The 19,022-nt window shown below is 64.4% G+C and carries 18 protein-coding genes; 11 read left to right on the forward strand and 7 right to left on the reverse strand.

What is annotated here, in order from left to right:
- Positions 1 to 30: 30 nt before the first annotated feature.
- The 5 genes from HU230_RS08680 to HU230_RS08700 form a co-directional block, all read right to left on the reverse strand.
- Complete coding sequence (locus HU230_RS08680; RefSeq protein WP_176532031.1) at positions 31 to 1,635, reverse strand: TRAP transporter large permease; 1,605 nt, start codon at positions 1,633 to 1,635, stop codon at positions 31 to 33.
- Positions 1,632 to 2,171, reverse strand: coding sequence for a TRAP transporter small permease subunit (locus HU230_RS08685; RefSeq protein WP_092127299.1), 540 nt, complete (start codon positions 2,169 to 2,171; stop codon positions 1,632 to 1,634). The genes HU230_RS08680 and HU230_RS08685 overlap by 4 nt, the downstream gene beginning before the upstream one ends.
- 348 nt (positions 2,172 to 2,519) lie before the next feature.
- Positions 2,520 to 3,554: a GTP 3',8-cyclase MoaA gene (gene moaA, locus HU230_RS08690; protein ID WP_176532030.1), complete on the reverse strand. Its 1,035-nt coding sequence runs from the start codon at positions 3,552 to 3,554 to the stop codon at positions 2,520 to 2,522.
- A gap of 314 nt (positions 3,555 to 3,868) precedes the next feature.
- A complete protein-coding gene (locus tag HU230_RS08695) occupies positions 3,869 to 4,351 on the reverse strand; it encodes a hypothetical protein (protein ID WP_176532029.1) in 483 nt (160 codons plus the stop codon).
- A gap of 160 nt (positions 4,352 to 4,511) precedes the next feature.
- A complete protein-coding gene (locus HU230_RS08700; RefSeq protein ID WP_176532028.1) occupies positions 4,512 to 5,192 on the reverse strand; it encodes an HAD hydrolase-like protein in 681 nt (226 codons plus the stop codon).
- A 77-nt stretch (positions 5,193 to 5,269) separates the two neighbouring features.
- Between HU230_RS08700 and HU230_RS08705 the strand changes: the two genes are divergently transcribed.
- The 7 genes from HU230_RS08705 to HU230_RS08735 all read left to right on the forward strand — a co-directional run bounded on the left by HU230_RS08705 (position 5,270) and on the right by HU230_RS08735 (position 11,462).
- Positions 5,270 to 6,103 (forward strand): SDR family NAD(P)-dependent oxidoreductase, encoded by an 834-nt coding sequence (locus HU230_RS08705; protein WP_176532027.1) that lies wholly within the window; start codon positions 5,270 to 5,272, stop codon positions 6,101 to 6,103.
- Positions 6,104 to 6,210: 107 nt separating this feature from the next.
- Positions 6,211 to 6,909 (forward strand): ribose-5-phosphate isomerase RpiA, encoded by a 699-nt coding sequence (gene rpiA, locus HU230_RS08710; protein ID WP_176532026.1) that lies wholly within the window; start codon positions 6,211 to 6,213, stop codon positions 6,907 to 6,909.
- 23 nt (positions 6,910 to 6,932) lie between these two features.
- Complete coding sequence (locus HU230_RS08715; RefSeq protein WP_092127182.1) at positions 6,933 to 7,466, forward strand: DUF2059 domain-containing protein; 534 nt, start codon at positions 6,933 to 6,935, stop codon at positions 7,464 to 7,466.
- A 178-nt stretch (positions 7,467 to 7,644) separates the two neighbouring features.
- Complete coding sequence (gor, locus tag HU230_RS08720) at positions 7,645 to 9,030, forward strand: glutathione-disulfide reductase (RefSeq protein ID WP_176532025.1); 1,386 nt, start codon at positions 7,645 to 7,647, stop codon at positions 9,028 to 9,030.
- A 110-nt stretch (positions 9,031 to 9,140) separates the two neighbouring features.
- Positions 9,141 to 10,226 (forward strand): alpha/beta hydrolase family protein, encoded by a 1,086-nt coding sequence (locus tag HU230_RS08725; RefSeq protein WP_176532024.1) that lies wholly within the window; start codon positions 9,141 to 9,143, stop codon positions 10,224 to 10,226.
- A 569-nt stretch (positions 10,227 to 10,795) separates the two neighbouring features.
- Entirely contained in the window at positions 10,796 to 10,984 is a 189-nt protein-coding gene (locus tag HU230_RS08730; protein WP_176532023.1) for a DUF2934 domain-containing protein, read from the forward strand.
- A 124-nt stretch (positions 10,985 to 11,108) separates the two neighbouring features.
- Positions 11,109 to 11,462, forward strand: a complete 354-nt coding sequence (locus tag HU230_RS08735) for a cupin domain-containing protein (RefSeq protein WP_176532022.1) — start codon at positions 11,109 to 11,111, stop codon at positions 11,460 to 11,462.
- Between the two features lie 97 nt (positions 11,463 to 11,559).
- Here HU230_RS08735 and HU230_RS08740 read toward each other — a convergent pair whose 3' ends face one another.
- Positions 11,560 to 12,450 (reverse strand): LysR family transcriptional regulator, encoded by an 891-nt coding sequence (locus HU230_RS08740; protein ID WP_176532021.1) that lies wholly within the window; start codon positions 12,448 to 12,450, stop codon positions 11,560 to 11,562.
- A 135-nt stretch (positions 12,451 to 12,585) separates the two neighbouring features.
- Between HU230_RS08740 and HU230_RS08745 the strand changes: the two genes are divergently transcribed.
- The gene (locus tag HU230_RS08745) at positions 12,586 to 13,575 is read left to right on the forward strand and encodes an aldo/keto reductase (RefSeq protein ID WP_176532020.1); all 990 of its coding nucleotides are present in this window, start codon (positions 12,586 to 12,588) and stop codon (positions 13,573 to 13,575) included.
- A gap of 697 nt (positions 13,576 to 14,272) precedes the next feature.
- Here HU230_RS08745 and HU230_RS08750 read toward each other — a convergent pair.
- Entirely contained in the window at positions 14,273 to 15,202 is a 930-nt protein-coding gene (locus HU230_RS08750; RefSeq protein ID WP_176532019.1) for an alpha/beta hydrolase family protein, read from the reverse strand.
- A gap of 146 nt (positions 15,203 to 15,348) precedes the next feature.
- Between HU230_RS08750 and HU230_RS08755 the strand changes: the two genes are divergently transcribed.
- From HU230_RS08755 to HU230_RS08765, 3 genes are all read left to right on the forward strand, one after another.
- Complete coding sequence (locus HU230_RS08755) at positions 15,349 to 16,737, forward strand: class II 3-deoxy-7-phosphoheptulonate synthase (RefSeq protein ID WP_176532018.1); 1,389 nt, start codon at positions 15,349 to 15,351, stop codon at positions 16,735 to 16,737.
- 29 nt (positions 16,738 to 16,766) lie between these two features.
- Positions 16,767 to 17,120 (forward strand): diacylglycerol kinase, encoded by a 354-nt coding sequence (locus HU230_RS08760; protein ID WP_092127200.1) that lies wholly within the window; start codon positions 16,767 to 16,769, stop codon positions 17,118 to 17,120.
- 147 nt (positions 17,121 to 17,267) lie between these two features.
- Positions 17,268 to 19,019, forward strand: a complete 1,752-nt coding sequence (locus HU230_RS08765; protein WP_176532017.1) for an NAD+ synthase — start codon at positions 17,268 to 17,270, stop codon at positions 19,017 to 19,019.
- The last annotated feature ends 3 nt before the right edge of the window (positions 19,020 to 19,022 follow it).

Below are 19,022 nucleotides of genomic sequence, written 5' to 3' on the forward strand. Positions count from 1 at the left end.
GCCGGGGCACGCTGAAGAAGCTGACGCCGGCTACTGCTTCGGTTGCCCGAAATCGAGCGGCGGCAGCTCGATCTGCGGCACCTCGATCTTGACCTTGTTGAGGTCGACATCGAGCGGCTTGTCGAGCAATCCGGTGACGACGACCGGGAATGCGATCACCAGCGCCACCATGATCGCCTGAAGCCCGATCCAGGGCATTGCGCCCCAATAGATGTCCGAGCTCTTCACTTCCTTCGGCGCCACGCCGCGCAGATAGAACAGCGCGAAGCCGAACGGCGGATGCAGGAACGAGGTCTGCATGTTGACGCAGAGCATGACGCCGAACCAGATCAGCGCGGCGTCGGGGCCGACCACCGGCGCCAGTACCTTCTGCGCGATCGGCGCGATCATCGGCAGGATGATGAAGGCGATCTCGAAGAAATCGAGGAAAAACGCCAGGAAGAAGATGAAGAGGTTGATGAAGATCAGGAAGCCCCAGACGCCGCCGGGCAGCGAGGTCAGAAGGTGCTCGAGCCAGACGCCGCCCGAGACGCCGAGGAACACCACCGAGAAGCAGGTCGAGCCGATCAGGATGAAGGTGACCATGCAGGTGATGCGCATGGTGGTCTCGTACCCCTGCTTGATCAGGTCGCGCAGGTCCGGGATCTTGACGGCCTCGAGGCAGATCCAGACCACCGCGAGATAGGTGATCGCGAACGCGAGCCTGAAGATCAGGTTCTCGCTGTAGAGCATCGCGATGATGGTGCCGATGCCGCCGGCGATCACGCCTATTATGAGCACCTTGCGGCCGGTCGCGCTGAAATCCTTGTGGTGGATCGCGGCGAGCACGATGGCGCCGACCGCGCCCATGGCGCCGGCTTCCGTCGGGGTCGCAAGGCCCATCATCATGGTGCCGAGCACGACGAAGATCAGCACCGCGGAGGGGATGATGCCGAGCAGGCACTTCTTCCACAGCGCCCAGCCGGTCAGCGTGCGCGCATCGATCGGCACCGCAGGCACATGGCTCGGCTTGAAGATGCCGAGCAGGAAGGTGTAGCCGGCGAACAGCAGGATCTGGGACACCGATGGGCCCCAGGCGCCGAGATACATGTCGCCGACCGATTTGCCGAGCTGGTCGGCGAGCACGATCAGGACGAGAGAGGGAGGGACAAGTTGCGTGATGGTGCCGGAGGCCGCGAGCACGCCCGTGATGTAACGGATATTGTAGCCGTAGCGGATCATCACCGGCATCGAGATCAGCGCCATGGCGATCACCTGCGCTGCCACCGTGCCGGTGATGGCGCCGAGGATGAAGCCGACGATGATCACGGAATAGCCGAGGCCGCCGCGGATCGGGCCGAACAGCTGGCCCATCGAATCCAGCATGTCCTCGGCGAGCCCGCATCTCTCCAATATCGCGCCCATGAAGGTGAAGAACGGGATCGCGAGCAGGAGCTCGTTGGACAGCACGCTGCCGAAGATGCGGCCCGGGATCGCCTGCAGGAAGTTGAGGTCGAAGAAGCCGAGATAGATCGAGAGAAACCCGAACGACAGGCCGACCGCGGCGAGCGTGAACGCCACCGGATAGCCGATCAGCATTGCAATGATCAGGCCGCCGAACATCAGTGGCGGCATCATCTCCAGCGTAATGGTCATTGCGTCGGCCTCTCGTACTTCGCGTCGATCGTCACATAGCCCTGCAGCGCGGCGATCCGCTTGATCACCTCGGAGACGCCTTGCAACGCGAGCATCACGAAGCCGGACGGGATAACGAATTTGATCGGCCAGCGCAGCAGACCGCCGGCATTGCCGCTCATCTCGCCGACCGCATAGGCCTGGTGGAAGAACGGCCAGGACAGATAGGCGAGCAGCAGACAGGAGGGGATCAGGAAGAACAGGGTGCCGATCAAGTCGAGCCAGAGCTGGCCGCGTTCGGACAGCATCAGATAGAGGATCTCGACGCGCACATGCTCGTTGCGCTTGAAGGTGTAGGAGGCGCCGAACATCACGAGGATCGCAAACATGTACCACTGCGCCTCGAGCCAGCCGTTCGAGGAGTAGCTGAACGCGTAGCGGATCATGGCATTGCCGGCGCTGACCAGGCAGGCGAGCAGGACGAGGAGGTTGCAGACGTATCCGATCTTCTCGTTCAGTCGGTCGATGGCCTGACTCAGTGCCAACAATGGGCGCATCACGATCTCCACGGCCGCGCGATCTGCGCGCCGAATATCTTTTCAAGCATCATCTGGCCGCCGCACGCACGCGCACGGAGCCACGGCTCACCTTCAGGAGCAGTTGCAAACGTTCATCCTCCCCCGAAATCCGCTTCCGCCGTTGTTAGGTGCTCTTGGCTACCGGATCGTCGGCAGGTGCCGACAGGGGGCAGCGGCCTATCCGGCCGGGCGAGCGTGAAAGCCGGGGCACCAAATCAGCGCCGTGTAGCGCCGTCAATCGGAAAATGGGCAAATTGACGGCGCGGCAAATCGTTGTCCCGCCTTGGTAATCGCGGGACGGCGCAGGCGTCTGCAGCGGGCCTTGAACTAGCCGCCGGTGACGCTCATGTGGCGGCTGACGCTCGGGCGGTTGTGGCGGCGGTCGATGATGAAATCGTGCCCCTTCGGCTTCAATCCGATCGCCCGGTCGATGGCCGCCGACAGCAGATCGTTGTCGTCGGAGGCGCGCAGCGGCCGGCGCAGGTCGGACGCGTCCTCGTGGCCGAGGCAGGTGTGCAGCGTGCCGGTGCAGGTGATCCGCACCCGGTTGCAGGATTCGCAGAAATTGTGGGTCATCGGCGTGATGAAGCCGAGCTTGCCGCCGGTCTCCGCGACCCGGACATAGCGGGCAGGGCCGCCGGTGTCGTCGGCAAGATCGGTCAGCGTGTAGTGGTTCTCGAGCCGCGCGCGCAGCAGCGACAGCGGAACGTACTGATCGATGCGGCCCTCGCCGATGTCGCCCATCGGCATCACCTCGATCAAGGTCAGGCCCATTCCCTTGCCATGCGCCCATTCCATCAGCGCGGGAATCTCGTCCTCGTTCATGTTCTTCAGCGCGACCGCGTTGATCTTGACCGCAAGCCCGGCCGACCGCGCCGCCTCGATGCCCCCCAGCACCTTGTCGATGTCGCCCCAGCGGGTGATGGCCCGGAATTTTACGGGGTCGAGCGTGTCGAGCGAGACGTTGACGCGACGCACGCCGCAATCGGCCAGCTCCTGCGCGAAGCGTGCGAGCTGCGAACCGTTGGTGGTCAGCGTCAATTCGTCGAGCGCGCCGGTCGAAAGATGGCGCGACAGCGAACGCACCAGGCCCATCACATTGCGGCGAACCAGCGGCTCACCGCCGGTGAGGCGGACCTTGCGCACGCCCTTGGCGACGAAGGCCGAGCAGAGGCGGTCGAGCTCTTCCAGCGTCAGCAGGTCGGCCTTCGGCAGGAAGGTCATGTCTTCCGACATGCAGTAGAAGCAGCGCAGGTCGCAGCGGTCGGTGACGGAGACGCGCAGGTAACGGATCGTCCGGCCGAACGGATCGGTCATCGGACGAAACAGCGTGTCGGAATGCGCCTGCGTGGATCCGTTCATTCAACCCAAGCCTATAAGCCAAGCCATCGACGCGGGACCTTAACTCAAGACCTCAACTCAAGTCTTGAAATGTGTTCCCTGCGTGCGGAGCCGAACTCGGCTCCAGACCCACAATCTATGCATGTTGGCGCGCCGTCACAATGCGTCCGTAAGGATGATCCGCAACATGCAAAGCTGATTGCGCGCGATCGGTGAGGCAGATCGCGCGATACATGATCGCAATCGCCGATGTGGCTCCACGAAATACAAAAACCCGGCTTTGGGCCGGGCTCTTGTGCAGTGCAATGTCGATCAGACGCGTGCAGCGTTGCACGTCAGCGCGTGGGCGCCGCAGCCGGCGGCGGTGCCGCGCTCGGAGCAGGGAACGCCGCGTCCGGAGCGGCAGGAGCCGCAGCGGCAGCCGGCTTCGGCTTCTTCTTTTTCGGCCGCATCGCCTTGTGCCCGCGCGGCGGCGGGCCGGCGGGTTGCAGCTCGGCGAACACCGGGCTCGGATCGAGCGTGGTCGTGGCCGGGCTCGTGAAGTCGCCCGGCGAGCGGGTCACCGTTACCGGCACCGTCGTCGACTGGAACTTCGGCATGTTGAAGGTGACGGTGAAGTTGGCCTCCGGCGCCGGGATCGACACCGAGCAGGGCGTCTTGCAACCCGGCCCGATCGAGGTCACGGCGTCCGCGCCTTGCGGTGCCGAATCCAGCTGCACCTGCATCGGCGGCGGTGCCGACTTGAACGAGTCCAATGAGAACGACGAGCAGCCGGCCAGGCTCAGCCCGGCGGCTGCAATCACGATGATACGACGCATGATCCACACTCTACTGCGGCAATCAGCCACAATCCCCGGACCGACCATAGGAGCGTCGGAACAGAGGTGCAACAGGGGGAGGTCTGTTCGTTAAAGGATGGTTAATAGAAAATTCGCACGGCAAAATATTGCCAAGTAATATCAATGTGTTACGGAAATCTTATGCTGCGCCGAGGCTAGCGACGGCGTCCGGCAGATCGCGCATATGGCTGATCAGCCGGTCCGGCTTCAGCTCGGTCATCGGGACGTCGGTGTAGCCGAAATCGACGCCGATCACCGGAACGCTGGCGCGCCGGGCGACCCCAACATCGGGACCGGCATCGCCGACCATGATGGCGCCTGGCAGTCTTCCGCCGGCGCGGGCGACCGTCTCACGCAGGAACGCCGGATCGGGCTTGGCGACGCCGAATGTGTCCTGGCCGCAGATCGCGGCAAAGCGCGCCGTCAAACCGAGCCGGTCGAGCAGCAGCTTCGACAGCCATTCCAGCTTGTTGGTGCAGACCGCAAAGCGATGGCCCTTGGCCTCCAGCCGATCGAGTGCGGCTTCGAGCCCGTCGAACGGGCGCGAGCCGTCGACGATGTGTTCAGCGTAATAGTCGATGAAATCCTTGGTCAGGCGATCGAGGTCCGCGAGGCTGACCGCGCGTCCGTCCACCTCGAGCCCGCGCTCGAGCAGCTTCCGCGCGCCGGCGCCGATCATGTTCCGGGCGGCCGACAGCGGCACCGGCCGCAGACCTTCGCGGTCGAGCACATAATTCAGCGCGCTGATCAGGTCAGGCGCAGTGTCGACCAGCGTGCCGTCGAGATCGAACACGATGATGGAGGGAGAGAAGGCGGACATCACGCTTTTCGCTATCGGGCTGCGCGCCGCGATGCAAGAGTAAGATGTCGGCGCGTCATGAAATTGGGGAGGCCGGGATGCGGGAACTCGCCGGAAAAGCCGCTTTTGTCACCGGTGCGGCCAGCGGAATTGGCCTCGCCATGGCAACCGCATTCGCGCGCGAGGGCATGAAGGTGATGCTCGCCGACATCGAAACCGGCGCGCTCGACAAGGCCGTCGCTGCGCTGCGCGCCGGCGGCGCGGATGTCCATGGTGTGGTCTGCGACGTCGCCGATCCCGCAAGCGTCGACCGCGCGGCAGAGGCATCGTTCCGTGCCGTCGGCAACGTCCATGTCGTCTGCAACAATGCCGGCGTCGCAGGTGGCGGCGGCATCGACCAGATCTCGGTCGATGATTGGCGCTGGGTGATCGACGTCAACCTGATGGGCGTCGTGCACGGCATCAGGAGCTTCCTGCCGCACATCCGTGCGCACGGCGAGGGCGGCCATATCGTCAACACCGCCTCGATGGCCGGGATGAATGCCGGGCTCGGCGTCAGCCCGTATTCGGCGACCAAATTCGCCGTCGTCAGCCTCTCCGAAGGACTTTCGGCGCAACTCGCGCCGCTCGGGATCGGCGTCAGCGTGCTCTGTCCGAGCTATGTGCGGACCCGGATCGGCGAGAGCGGGCGCAACCGCGCCGAGCACTACGGACCGCCCCGCCAGCTCGACCCGGCGAGCCCGATGGCCGCTGTCGTCGCCGAGATCGCGCGCCGCCTGGAGGCCGGTCTCGATCCGGCTGCGGTTGCAGCCCGCGTGGTGCGCGCGATTCACGACGACCAGCTCTATGTTTTCACCCATCCCGGGATGCGGGCCGAGGTCGAGGACCGTTTTGCGGCGATTTTGGCCGCGATGGATGCCGTTTCGGCCTAAAGACGGGCCCGGATGGCGCTATTCCTGCCCGTGAATCGAGGCTAGATATGCGCCCGCCGGGCCGCCCGATGGCGCGCCCGTAACGGACAACCGAGGGGCTATCGGCCGTGGATATGGACGCACTGAAACGCCAGGCGGCGGCGCGCGCGCTCGAAGAGGTGCGCGACGGCATGAAGCTCGGGCTCGGCACCGGGTCGACCGCCAAGCATTTCGTCGAGCTGCTCGGCGAGAAGGTCCGCGCCGGCATGAAGGTGATCGGCGTGCCGACCTCGGAGGCGACCCGAGCGGACGCGATCCGCTGCGGCATTCCGCTGACCACGCTGGACGAGGTCGATCATCTCGACCTCACCATCGACGGCGCCGACGAGATCGACCACGCGCTCAATCTGATCAAGGGCGGCGGCGGCGCGCTGCTGCGCGAGAAGATCGTAGCAGCCGCCAGTGATCGCATGATCGTGATCGCCGACGACAGCAAATGGGTCGAGGTGCTCGGCCGCTTTCCGCTGCCGGTCGAGGTGATCCCGTTCGGGCTCGCTGCGACAGAGGCCGCGATGGCGCGGGCGTTCGCACAGGCTGGCGTGTCCGGCCAGATGATCGTCCGTAAGGGCAAGGACGGTCACGTTTTTGTCACCGATGGCGGCCACTGGATCGTCGATGCCCATCTCGGCCGGATCGGCGACCCGCCGCGTCTCGCCGGTTTGCTCAGCGTGATTCCGGGCGTGGTTGAACATGGTCTGTTCATCGGGCTCGGCAGCGTCGCCGTTCTGGCCGGCGCACAGGGAATTCGGGTTGTTGAACGGCGCTAACGCCGCAAGCAAGGAGACTTGGAATGAAGCGTTTTTCGGGACTTTTGTCGGCAGTGGCCCTGGCGGCTGGCCTCGCGCTCGCGGCCGCACCGGCCATGGCGCAGCAGCAGCTGCCCCCCATGCCCAAGGTCAAGCAGTCGACCCCCGCGGCGATTGCGGCTGCCAAGGAAATCCTGACGATGAAGAACGTGGCGGTGATGTATTCCGGCGCTGTTCCGGGAATCATCGAGAAGACCAAGACCGGTCTGTTGCAGCAGTACCTGAATTACCAGAAGGATCTCGACGAGGTGGCGGTGATCGTCGCCAAGCAGTTCGCGGGCGGCGAGAAGGAAATCGGCGACGGCATGGCGCAGATCTACGCCGCCGAGTTCACCGAGCAGGAGCTGAAGGACCTCGTGACGTTCTACAAGACCCCGCTCGGTCAGAAGCTTTTGACCGCTGAGCCCACGGCAATCAACGGATCGCTGCAATATATGCAGCAGTGGGCGCAGCAGTTCGGCGTGATCGTCAACGGCCAGTTCAAGGCCGAGATGAAGAAGCGCGGCAAGGATATCTAAACGGGCTGATCACCTCGCCCCGCTTGCGGGGAGAGGTCGGCACGAAGTGCCGGGTGAGGGGGACTCTCCGCGAGTCGGATTCGTGGAGGCGGCCCCTCACCCCAACCCTCCAAGAGCGAGCTTTGCTCGTCTTGACCCCGCAAGAGCGGGGCGAGGGAGAAGGAAGTGAGAGGTTGCCATGGCCGAGTTTGACGTCGACCTGTTTGTCATCGGTGGTGGTTCGGGCGGCGTTCGGGCCGCCCGCATCGCCGCCAACTATGGCGCGAAGGTCATGGTCGCCGAAGAGTACCGGATGGGCGGCACCTGCGTGATCCGCGGCTGCGTGCCGAAGAAGCTGTTCGTGATCGGCAGCCACGTCCACCAGGAGATCGAGGACGCGGCCGGCTTCGGCTGGAGCATCGGCCAGGTCTCGTTCGACTGGGCCACGCTCGTCGCCAACAAGGACAAGGAGATCGCCCGGCTCGAGGGCGCCTACACCAGCAATGTCGAGAAGTCGGGCGCCAGGATCGTCAAGACCCGTGCGGTGCTGGAGGATGCCCACACCGTTCGGCTCGCCACCGGCGAGAAGGTGACGGCGAAATACATCCTGATCGCCACCGGCGGCGCGCCCAATCACGGGCCGGCCGTTCCCGGCATCGAGCACGTGATCTCCTCCAACGAGGCGTTTCACCTGAAGGAGCTGCCGAAGCGGATCGTGATCCAGGGCGGCGGCTACATCGCACTGGAATTCGCGGGCATCTTCGCCGGCTTCGGCTCCGACGTCACGGTGGTCTACCGGGGCGACAGCGTCCTGCGCGGCTTCGACGAGGACGTCCGCAAGCATGTCCGCGCCGAGATGGAGAAGCGCGGCATTACCATCATCACCGGCTGCACGGTGGCGAAGGTCGACAAGCACGGCCGCGATTTCACCACCCATCTGTCCAGCGGCTCGAGCATCGCCTCCGACCAGGTGATGATTGCGATCGGCCGCCATCCCAATGTCAGGGGTCTCGGGCTCGAAGCCGCGGGCGTTGCCATCAATCCCGCCAATGGCGGCATCCAGGTCGACGGCTGGTCGAAGACCTCGGTCGACAACATCTACGCGGTCGGCGACGTCACCCACCGCACCAATCTGACCCCGGTCGCGATCCGCGAGGGCCATGCCTTCGCCGACACCGTGTTCGGCAAGCGCCCCGTGCAGGTCGACCACGCCACGATCCCGACCGCGGTGTTCTCGCAGCCGGAGGTCGGCACCGTCGGCCTCACCGAAGAAGAGGCGCGGGCGCAGTATAGCCACGTCGACATCTACAAGACCGATTTCCGGCCGATCAAGGCGACGATGTCCGGCCGCGACACCCGCGTGCTGATGAAGATCGTGGTCGACGGCTCGAGCGACCGCGTGCTCGGCTGTCACATCGTCGGCGATGCCGCCGCCGAGATCACCCAAGCCGTTGCGATCGCCGTCAAGATGAAGGCGACCAAGGCGGACTTCGACGCCACCGTCGCGCTGCATCCGACCGCCTCCGAAGAGCTGGTGACGATGCGCACCCCGACCGCGCGCCACGTGCGCCAGGCGGCGGAGTAGGGCGCACGCGGCGTGCCGGGATGATGCGGCGCATCGCGGCGAAACATCCGGACACATCGAGCCGGACCGCGGATGCGCGGAGCGACCAACGGTGATCGGGGAGCGTCTGGATGCGGTTTCTGGCGCTGTGGTTGATCCTGTTCGCGGCGCCGCAGTTCGCACGCGCCGACGATGCTGTATTGAAGGTCGGCGTCACGACGCGCGATTTCGTTCCGGCCGAGCCTTACGACTGGCGCGGCGCCGCAACTCACGCGCTCCGCGTCATGATCTGGTACCCGGCCGTGGCCGAAGCGCGCGAGCAGCCGCAATCGATCGGACCGCGCCTCATCCCCTTCGCCCGTGCCGGCCGCGCCGCGCCCGATGCTGCGCCCGCGGTGGGACCGCGACGTCCGCTGGTGCTGCTGTCGCACGGCTTCGGCGGCACGGCATCCGATCTCGCCTGGCTCGGCGTGGGGCTTGCAGCCCACGGATTTATCGCCGTTGCGGTCAACCATCCGGGGAATAATCAATTGGAGGACTACACGGTCGAGGGTTTTGCGCTGATGTGGCTGCGCGCCGTCGACCTCAGCGCGATCATCGACGCGATGCGCGCCGACGAGACGTTCGGCGACCGGCTCGACCCGGCGCGGATCGGCGCTGCCGGCCACTCGCTCGGCGGCTACACGGTGCTTGCGATCGCAGGCGGCATCACCGATCCGGCGCGGACGGAAGCGTTCTGCCGCTCACCCGCTGCCGACGCGTTGTGCACGGCGCAAGCGGGCGTCTCGGACCTGCGCCGGAAGAGCCGGCTGCGCCTCGGTTCCGATCCCGACTTCCGGCAGCGCTACAGCCTTGCCGGCAATTCCTATCGCGATGAGCGCGTCCGTGCCGTCTTTGCCATGGCGCCGGGACCGGGACCGGCCCTGACGCCGGAGAGCCTTGGCGGGATATCGATCCCGGTCGCGATGGTCACGGGAAGCGCCGATGAAGTGGCGCCGCCGGCCTCCGGAGCCGAAGCGCTCGGCAAGGCCATGCCGCATGCGGCGCTGACGGAGTTTCCGCGCGCCGGCCATTTCGTCTTCTTCGATACCTGTACCGCAGTAGGGCGTCTGGTGATCGGGGCTGTCTGCCGCGATCCCGATGGCATCGACCGCGAGGCGGTCCATGCCGAGACGATCGGCCTTGCGCTCGATTTCTTCACTGCAAACTTGCGCTGAGCAGCCGCCGCGCCTTGGTGCGGCTCTGGAAGCGTTTTCGAGCGAAGTGGACACCGGTTCGCGTGAAGAAAACGCGTCAAAGCGAGAGTCTGGAGCCTCGGTTCTAATTCAATCAGAACCGACAATGCTCAAGCGGTCGGGAACGGCGAACGAGCCCTGCCTGACAGCCCAACGCCGCCCGCTTAAAATACATGCGAGCGGCGCTGTCTCTAGCCCCAGGAAGGTCACGGCAAAATCCTGATAATCTTAAGTCTGCAGAAGCGCGCAAAGGTTTCATACCTCAGAAGGGGTAGGTTGCCTCCGCAAGACCGGCGCGCTGCCGGTGGCCGCGCTTGATGCTGGGGAATTGGGCACCCTTGTTGACAGCCATATGCTTCGGGGTCTTTTCCCCCGGAGCCGCTCTTCGCGCGCTCAAATCAAATGCAGTTTCCGGCAAATGGCCTGCACAACGGCGCTTGTGCACAGATGGTGCGATGGGCAGCGCGGCGATCTCGCGCGCCTTGGAACCTTGCGCTATGCTGGCAGTTCCACTCCAAACGGTTTGATGTCTCAAATTGAGGGAGCCGCCCATGACAGGCCCAACCGAGCAGGAGATTCGGACCCGCGCCTACGAATTGTGGAAGGATGCCGGCGAACCGCCGGGCAAGATGGATCAGCTCTGGTACAAGGCGGAGCGGGAACTGCTGGCGCGCAAGGCCGCCAACGGCGAAACGCCCTGCGGAATGAATGGGCACCACAAGCCGAGCACGTATCAGTAGGAGCGCGTGGGCAAAGGACCGTAGGGCGGATTGGCGAAGCGTAATCCGCCCTCCAGCAGCGAACCCGATAGCGGCGCGTTGCGCTAACCCGCCCGACAGTCGCGAGCCGAGTACGCCGAGGCCCATGAACAAGCCGATCGATCTCGACGAAAAACTATCGACATTCTCCGATCACTGGTCGCCGCGCACGGTAGCGCAATTCAACGCCTGCGACGTGATGGTGGTGAAGGTGCAGGGCGAGTTCGTCTGGCACAAGCATGACGACACCGACGACTTCTTTCTCGTCCTGAAAGGCGTGCTCGACATCGAGCTGCGCGACCGCACCGTGACGTTGAAGGAGGGCCAGATGTTCATCGTGCCGAAGGGCGTCGAGCATCGGCCGGTCGCGCGGGAAGAGGTGCATCTGTTGCTGATCGAGCCGACGGGGACGCCGAACACGGGTGATGCGGCGACGGCTGCGCCGCGGAAGGTGGTGTGAGGGTGGCGCTGCGTAGCATCTCTGCGCGCAGAGACGTGGCAGGTGTCGGATACGCAGTATCGACCGCGATGGTCCCGAGCAAGTTTGGGTCTGCCGACTATTTGCCACGATATCGGAGAACGTCAGTCAATAGAGCCAAGGCAGGCGACGAGTGCCGTCTGCTGGGATAGTAGAGGTGATAGCCGGGAAAGGCTGGACACCAATCTTCCAGAACCCGCACCAGGCGCCCGTCTGCAATATAGGGAAGCGCCTGGTCCTCGGGCATGTATGCAACGCCGAGACCGTCCAAAGCCGACTGCAGCCTCATACCGAGACTGTTGAAGACGAGTTGGCCTTCTCCGCGCACCTTGACCTCGCGCTTCTTCTTTTCCAGGTCCCAAGGAAACAACCCGCCATAGGTCGGGAGCCGGATATTGATGCAGTTGTGCGCCGTCAGGTCCTGCGGCGTTTCGGGGATCGAATGTTTTTGGAAATAGGCGCGCGACGCGACGACCGCCATGCGCAGATCCGGGCCGATGCGCACGGCGATCATGTCCTTTGCAACCTGCTCGCCCAACCGGACACCAGCGTCATAGCCTTCGGCGACGATATCGGTGAGGCCGTAGTCGACGATGATCTCGACCTGGATGTCCGGATAGTCGGGCAGGAACCGTTTGAGCGCGGGTTGCAGGACGGAGATTGCCGCATGCTCGCCAGCAGTAATGCGTACGGTTCCTGCAGGCTTCTCCCGAAGCTCGCTCAAGGCCGTCAGTTCGGCTTCGATTTCTTCAAAGCGCGGCGCAATGGTGCGTAGCAGACGTTCGCCAGCTTCCGTTGATGCGACGCTGCGCGTGGTACGGGTCAGGAGACGCAGACCCAGTCGCTCCTCGAGATTGCGGATGGTCTGGCTGAGCGCCGACGGTGAAACGCCGAGTTTGGCCGCGGCGCGGGTAAAGCTCCGCTCCCTGGCCACGGACGCGAACGCAGCTAGATCGTTGAAGTTTTCCATTCTGATTTGTTAGCTCAGCTAAAAAGCTCATTCTTATTATAGCGCCTTATCGCAAGCTCCGACAGCTCCTAGATTTGTGGTCATCGCTATTGAGGGCTGAAGATCAGAAAAGCCCGACGTCTATTGGAGACCGCCATGCAAGTCCGCAAACTTGGAACGCTCGAAGTATCCGCGCTCGGCCTCGGCTGTATGGGCATGAGCTCTGCCTACGGCCCGGCGGCCGACAAACGGGAGATGATCAACCTCATTCGCGATGCTTATGATCGCGGTATCACCCTGTTCGACACGGCCGAAGCCTACGGCCCATTCGTCAATGAGGAGTTGGTCGGCGAGGCACTCGTGCCGATTCGCGACAAGGTGGTCATCGCCACCAAGTTCGGCTTCGACATCAACCTCGCGACTGGCGCCCGCAATGCCGGCACCAATAGCCGTCCAGAACACATCAAGGCGGTCGCCGATGCCAGTCTGAAGCGGTTGAAGACGGACCGGATCGATATTTTCTATCAGCATCGGGTCGATCCTGCCTTGCCGATCGAGGACGTTGCCGGCGCGGTCAAGGAGTTGATCGTGGAAGGCAAGGTGAAACATTTCGGCCTCTCCGAAGCAGGTGTCCAGACGATCCGTCGCGCACACGCGGTGCAGCCGGTGACGGCTGTGCAGAGCGAGTATTCGTTGTTCTGGCGCGGGCCGGAAGCTGAACTTCTTCCAGTCCTCGAGGAGCTTGGCATCGGCTTCGTGCCGTTCAGTCCGCTTGGCGCGGGATTCCTGACTGGAAAGATTGACGAGAACACCAGGTTCGATCCCACGGACTTTCGCAACAGCGTACCGCGTTTCTCCTTGGAAGCCCGCAAGGCCAATATGGCCCTCGTTGATATCGTCAAGGCCGTCGCCGCGCGCAAAGCCGCGATGCCCGCGCAGGTCGCGCTCGCATGGCTGTTGGCGCAGAAGCCGTGGATCGTTCCGATTCCTGGCACCACCAAATTGCATCGGCTGGAAGAAAACTTCGGTTCCGTCAATGTGACGCTCACGACAGAGGACCTAGCAGAGATCGCAGCGGCGCTTTCGAAAATCGTAGTGCAGGGCGAACGCTTGCCGGAGGCGGTGCTCAAGATGACGGGTCTCTGATCACGCCGTCGGCATCGCCTTGCGCGCAAACACGAAGTTCATCAACCAAATCAAAGCGATTTGTGCTGTCCAGTCCTTGCGCGGAAAATATTCCGCTTGGTGTTTGACCCAACTCAGATGTTCAATTGGCCCGTCTCACCCGATCGAGGGGCGCTGCGCATCGTCAGGAGTGTTGCGGTGAGATGCGGTGGACGCCGGGCATGCGCGAGACGACATGCATGCGAGGCGGACGGCGAAATCGTGTGGTCCTGACGCCCTAGCGGCAGGTGTCTCGTCGCAGGATGCGCAAGCGTCTTGCGAAGGCGGTGACAAGCAAGCCCAGTCTCACCGGGGAGAGCACGTATAAGCCGTAACCCATCGCGCAGGGAAAGCCGGGATGTTTCCGGTTACACCTGTGGTCCGACCTCCGGTGCTTTTTGTTGCACCGGACCCATGGGTGCGATCGGCACCCGGCTTTCCCTGCGCCCTCTGTTTGGAGAGAGCGCGAAACGAAGAGCAGAGCTCGGACGATTCATGTCGCGAGAATGCGAAGCTATGTCCACCGGCCACGCAACATACTCAGTGTCGTCCCTGCGAAAGCAGGGACCCAACCACCTACGCTGATTGGCGCGCGATGCTGGAACGACGAGTCCCGTTCACAACATCCGCGGCGTATGGGTCTCTGCTATCGCAGGGACGACAGCGGAGAATCTGGCCCTTACCCCTCCGCCTCGAGCCACTCCGCGGCGCCGCGCCACAGCGCGTCGCGGTGGTCGCTGCGGAAGAAGCCGAAATGGCCGATCGCCTTCGCGCCGGCATCCGCGGGGCGGATCGAGATGATTTCCGGCGTGATCGACGTGAACGCGGAGCACAGCAGCTCGACCGCCGGCCGCGTCGCCCAGGTGTCGTCGGTGATGACAAGCGCGCGGAGCTTGCCCTTGAACTTCGGAAAATTTTCGCGCGCCGCGAGCGTGGCATCATCGAGCAGATAGCGCTCGCGCATGACCCAGCCTCGCCATTGCTCGAACGCGCCCCGCGGCAGGTCCATGCCGAGACCGGCCCAGCCGGGCACATAGCCGAGCGTGCGCGCCAGCGGCAGGCCGATGCCGTTCATGAAGGCGACGACGCGGTAGCGCTCGGGCGAGGCCATCAGCTTCCAGGTGGCGGCCTGCGAGGCGACCAGCAGTGCGCGGGGAATTTCAGCGTTGTTGGCAAGGAGCCCGAGCGCCTGGCCGCCGAAGGAGTGGCCGACATAGGCGAAGGGGAGGTCGCGGTAGCGATAGCGCATCCAGCTCACGGCCGCTGTGGTGTCGAGCGCGGCCCAGTCCGCCATCGTGGCCTTGAAGCCGGCCAGCGACTTCGGCTTGTTGAGGCCGGTCGTCGCCGCCATCGGCCTCGAGTCGCCGGTGCCGCGGTAGTCGTAGGTCAGCACCGCCGCGCCGCGGCGGGCGAGGTAGCCGGCAAAGCCGCGATAGACCTTTCGGGGCACGGCGGTCGCCGAGTTGATCAGGACGGCGTGGCGCTTCCTGCCGCGCGGCAGGAACAGCGTCGCGGCGAGCGGATAGCCGTCCGCGGCCGGCACGACGATGTCGTCGCTAAAAACGTCGTCCAGCGCGGCGGCGGCTGCGGCAATTTCCCTGGCATTCATGGTATGGTCCAGCAAATGCGAATTCGTATTTTCCTGCAAGAGTTTGACGGGATTGCAGGAATCCTTCTAGCGGGGGAGCGGATGGCTGTGTATAAGCCCACCTTTCCCGTCGATTAAGTCGCGGTTTTTGCTCAGGAGTTGACCTCATGTCCGAGCGGTGGACACCCGATAGCTGGCGCGCCAAGAAGGTGCTGCAGGTGCCCGATTATCCCGATGCCAAGGCATTGGCCGATGTCGAGGCGCAGCTTGCGACCTTTCCGCCGCTAGTGTTCGCGGGCGAGGCGCGCAACCTGAAGAAGGCGCTGGGGCGGGTCTGCGCCGGCGAAGCCTTCCTGCTGCAGGGTGGCGACTGCGCCGAGAGCTTTGCCGAGCACGGCGCCAACAATATCCGCGACTTCTTCCGCGTGCTGCTGCAGATGGCCGTGGTCATGACCTATGCCGGCGCGCTGCCGGTGGTGAAGGTCGGCCGCATTGCAGGCCAATTCGCCAAACCGCGCTCGTCGCCGACCGAGAAGCAGGGCGATGTCGAGTTGCCGAGCTATCGCGGCGACATCGTCAACGACATCGCCTTCACGCCGGAAGCGCGGATTCCCGACCCGCAGCGCCAGCTGATGGCCTATCGCCAATCCGCGGCGACGCTGAACCTGCTGCGCGCGTTCGCCACCGGCGGCTTTGCCAATCTCGGCAGCGTGCATCAATGGATGCTCGGCTTCCTGAAGGATTCACCGCAGTCCCGCCGCTACAAGGAGCTGGCCGACCGCATCTCCGACGCCCTGAACTTCATGCGCGCCTGCGGCCTCGATCTCGAGAGCCATCCGGAGCTCCGCGCCACCGATTTCTACACCAGCCACGAGGCGCTCTTGCTCGGCTACGAGCAGGCGATGACGCGGGTCGATTCCACCACCGGCGACTGGTACGCGACCTCGGGCCACATGATCTGGATCGGCGACCGCACCCGGCAGCTCGATCACGGCCATGTCGAATATTTCCGCGGCATCAAGAACCCGATCGGCCTGAAATGCGGTCCGTCGCTGAAGCCCGACGAGTTGCTGAAGTTGATCGACGTGCTGAACCCCGACAACGAGCCGGGACGCCTGACGCTGATCAACCGCTTCGGCGCCGACAAGGTCGGCGACCATCTGCCGGGCCTGATCCGCGCCGTGCAGCGGGAAGGCCGCAAGGTGGTGTGGTCGTGCGATCCGATGCACGGCAACACCATCACCTCGACCTCGGGCTACAAGACGCGGCCGTTCGACCGCGTGCTGTCCGAGGTGAAGGCGTTCTTCCAGATCCACGCCGCCGAAGGCACCCATGCCGGCGGCGTGCATCTGGAGATGACCGGGCAGGACGTCACCGAGTGCATCGGCGGTGCGCGCGCCATCACCGATGAGGATCTCAACGATCGCTACCACACGGTCTGCGATCCCCGCCTCAACGCCGAACAGTCGATCGACATGGCCTTCCTGATCGCCGAGCTCCTGAAGCAGGAGCGCGCCGGCAAGGTCAAACCGATGCCGGCCGCCGCTGGGTTGTGATTTGGGGGCCGTGACTTGAGGGCAGGGACTTGCTGAGGTTCTGGCGAGCCACCATCAACTCGCGCAACGGGCTGGCCTTCGCCATTCGCTCGGAGCAGGCGATTCGCGAGGAGGTGGTGGCACTGGTGCTGTCGGTGCCGCTGGCCTGGCTGGTCGGCGCCACCGTGATGCGCCGGGTCGAGCTGGTCGCAACCGTGGTGCTGGTGCTTGTGATCGAGCTGCTCAACACCGCGATCGAGAAGCTCGCCGACCGCCTGACCATGGATCACGATCCACAGATCGGGCGGGTCAAGGACATGGGCTCCGCCGCCGTCGGCGTCGCGCTTGTGATGGCCGGGCTGTTCTGGCTGTTCGCCCTCGCTGAGCGCATGGGCGCGTTCTGATCCGAGCATGATCCGGAAAAGTGGAGACCGGTTTTCCAATCAGATCATGCTCAAAACAAGAGAACGACGGTCATGGTGCGATTTCTGCAATCGCACCATGACCGGAGCACCATTGAAGTTTGCTCTTGTGCGGGACAACATAACGGTATGAGCGAACAACAGATCAAGATCACCCTCGCGCAACTCAATCCGACGGTCGGTGACGTCACCGGCAACGCCGCGAAGGCACGCGCCGCGCGCGACAAGGCGAAAGCCGACGGGGCCGATCTCGTCGTGCTCTCGGAACTGTTCATCGCCGGCTATCCGCCGGAGGATCTGGTGCTGAAGCCGGCGTTCCAGTCGGCTTGCCGCGCCGCGATCGAGGAACTGGCGCGCGAGACCAAGGATGGCGGCCCGGCGATGCTGATCGGCACGCCCTGGGTCGAGGACGGCAAGCTCTACAATGCCTGCGCGTTGCTCGACGGCGGACGCATCGCCGCGCTGCGCTTCAAGGCCAACCTGCCGAACTACGGCGTGTTCGACGAGAAGCGGCTGTTCGCGCGCGGCCCGGCATCGGGCCCGGTGACGGTGCGCGGCGTGCGCATCGGGGTGCCGATCTGCGAGGACATCTGGCTCGAGGAATCCGAGGACTACGAGAACGTCGTCGAGTGCCTGGCCGAGACCGGCGCCGAGATCCTGATCGTGCCGAACGGCTCGCCCTATGCCCGGGACAAGACCGATCTGCGGCTGTCGATCGTGGTGGCGCGCGTCACCGAGAGCGGACTGCCGCTGATCTATCTCAATGAGATGGGCGGCCAGGATGAGCTGATCTTCGACGGCGCCTCGTTTGCGCTCAATGCCGATCTCTCCGTAGCGGCGCAGCTTCCGGCGTTCGAGGAGAACATCACGACGCTGACGTGGCGCAAGGCGGCCGATGGCTGGCGCTGCAATGGGCCGATCACGGCGCAGCTCGAGGGCGACAAGGCCGATTACGCGGCCTGCGTGCTCGGCCTGCGCGACTATGTCCGCAAGAACGGTTTTCCCGGCGTGCTGCTCGGCGTCTCCGGTGGCATCGACTCGGCGCTGTGTGCCGCGATCGCGGTCGATGCGCTCGGCGCCGACAAGGTGCGCGGCGTGATGCTGCCGTTCCGCTACACCGCCCAGGTCTCGCTCGACGATGCCGCCAAGCTCGCAGCCGCGCTCGGCATCCGCTACGAGATCCTGCCGATTGCCGACGCCGTCAACGGGTTTGAGGCAATTCTCGCGCCGGTGTTCAAAGGGCTGGAGCGCGACATCACCGAGGAAAACTTGCAGGCGCGCGCCCGCGGCACGCTGTTGATGGCGATCTCCAACAAGACCGGCGCCATGGTGGTGACGACCGGCAACAAGTCGGAAATGTCGGTCGGCTACGCCACGCTGTATGGCGACATGAACGGCGGCTTCAACCCGATCAAGGACATCTACAAGACCGAGGTGTTCCGCCTGTCGAGCCTGCGCAATGAATGGAAGCCGGACGGCGCGCTTGGGCCGTCGGGCGAGGTGATCCCGGTCAATATCATCATCCGGCCGCCGACCGCTGAGTTGCGCGAGAACCAGACCGACCAGGATTCGCTGCCGCCCTACGAGGTGCTGGATGCGATCCTGGAGCGGCTGGTGGAGCGCGAGGAGCCGCTTGCGACCATCATCGAGGCCGGCTTCGACCGCGATGTGGTGACCCGCGTCGATCGCCTGCTCAACATCGCCGAATACAAGCGCCGGCAGGCCGCACCCGGGGTGAAGGTGACGCGGAAGAACTTCGGCCGCGACCGCCGCTATCCCATCACCAACCGCTTCCGCGATTTCGGCAAGGCGCTGCCGGAGCCCGACGAGAAGCTGGTGACGCGCGGCTCGCGCGCGTCGGCGGAAGCGTTCGAGGGGTGAGCC

The sequence above is a fragment of the Bradyrhizobium quebecense genome (genome assembly GCF_013373795.3).
GTDB lineage: Bacteria > Pseudomonadota > Alphaproteobacteria > Rhizobiales > Xanthobacteraceae > Bradyrhizobium > Bradyrhizobium quebecense.

Coding starts and splice junctions, on each gene's coding strand:
- HU230_RS08730 (WP_176532023.1), top strand. CDS start 10,796: ATGACAGGCCCAACCGAGCAGGAGATTCGGACCCGCGCCTACGAATTG.
- HU230_RS08735 (WP_176532022.1), top strand. CDS start 11,109: ATGAACAAGCCGATCGATCTCGACGAAAAACTATCGACATTCTCCGAT.
- HU230_RS08700 (WP_176532028.1), bottom strand. CDS start 5,192: ATGTCCGCCTTCTCTCCCTCCATCATCGTGTTCGATCTCGACGGCACG.
- HU230_RS08725 (WP_176532024.1), top strand. CDS start 9,141: ATGCGGTTTCTGGCGCTGTGGTTGATCCTGTTCGCGGCGCCGCAGTTC.
- HU230_RS08715 (WP_092127182.1), top strand. CDS start 6,933: ATGAAGCGTTTTTCGGGACTTTTGTCGGCAGTGGCCCTGGCGGCTGGC.
- moaA (WP_176532030.1), bottom strand. CDS start 3,554: ATGAACGGATCCACGCAGGCGCATTCCGACACGCTGTTTCGTCCGATG.
- HU230_RS08705 (WP_176532027.1), top strand. CDS start 5,270: ATGCGGGAACTCGCCGGAAAAGCCGCTTTTGTCACCGGTGCGGCCAGC.
- HU230_RS08695 (WP_176532029.1), bottom strand. CDS start 4,351: ATGCGTCGTATCATCGTGATTGCAGCCGCCGGGCTGAGCCTGGCCGGC.
- HU230_RS08750 (WP_176532019.1), bottom strand. CDS start 15,202: ATGAATGCCAGGGAAATTGCCGCAGCCGCCGCCGCGCTGGACGACGTT.
- HU230_RS08680 (WP_176532031.1), bottom strand. CDS start 1,635: ATGACCATTACGCTGGAGATGATGCCGCCACTGATGTTCGGCGGCCTG.
- HU230_RS08745 (WP_176532020.1), top strand. CDS start 12,586: ATGCAAGTCCGCAAACTTGGAACGCTCGAAGTATCCGCGCTCGGCCTC.
- HU230_RS08755 (WP_176532018.1), top strand. CDS start 15,349: ATGTCCGAGCGGTGGACACCCGATAGCTGGCGCGCCAAGAAGGTGCTG.
- HU230_RS08765 (WP_176532017.1), top strand. CDS start 17,268: ATGAGCGAACAACAGATCAAGATCACCCTCGCGCAACTCAATCCGACG.
- HU230_RS08740 (WP_176532021.1), bottom strand. CDS start 12,450: ATGGAAAACTTCAACGATCTAGCTGCGTTCGCGTCCGTGGCCAGGGAG.
- HU230_RS08685 (WP_092127299.1), bottom strand. CDS start 2,171: ATGCGCCCATTGTTGGCACTGAGTCAGGCCATCGACCGACTGAACGAG.
- gor (WP_176532025.1), top strand. CDS start 7,645: ATGGCCGAGTTTGACGTCGACCTGTTTGTCATCGGTGGTGGTTCGGGC.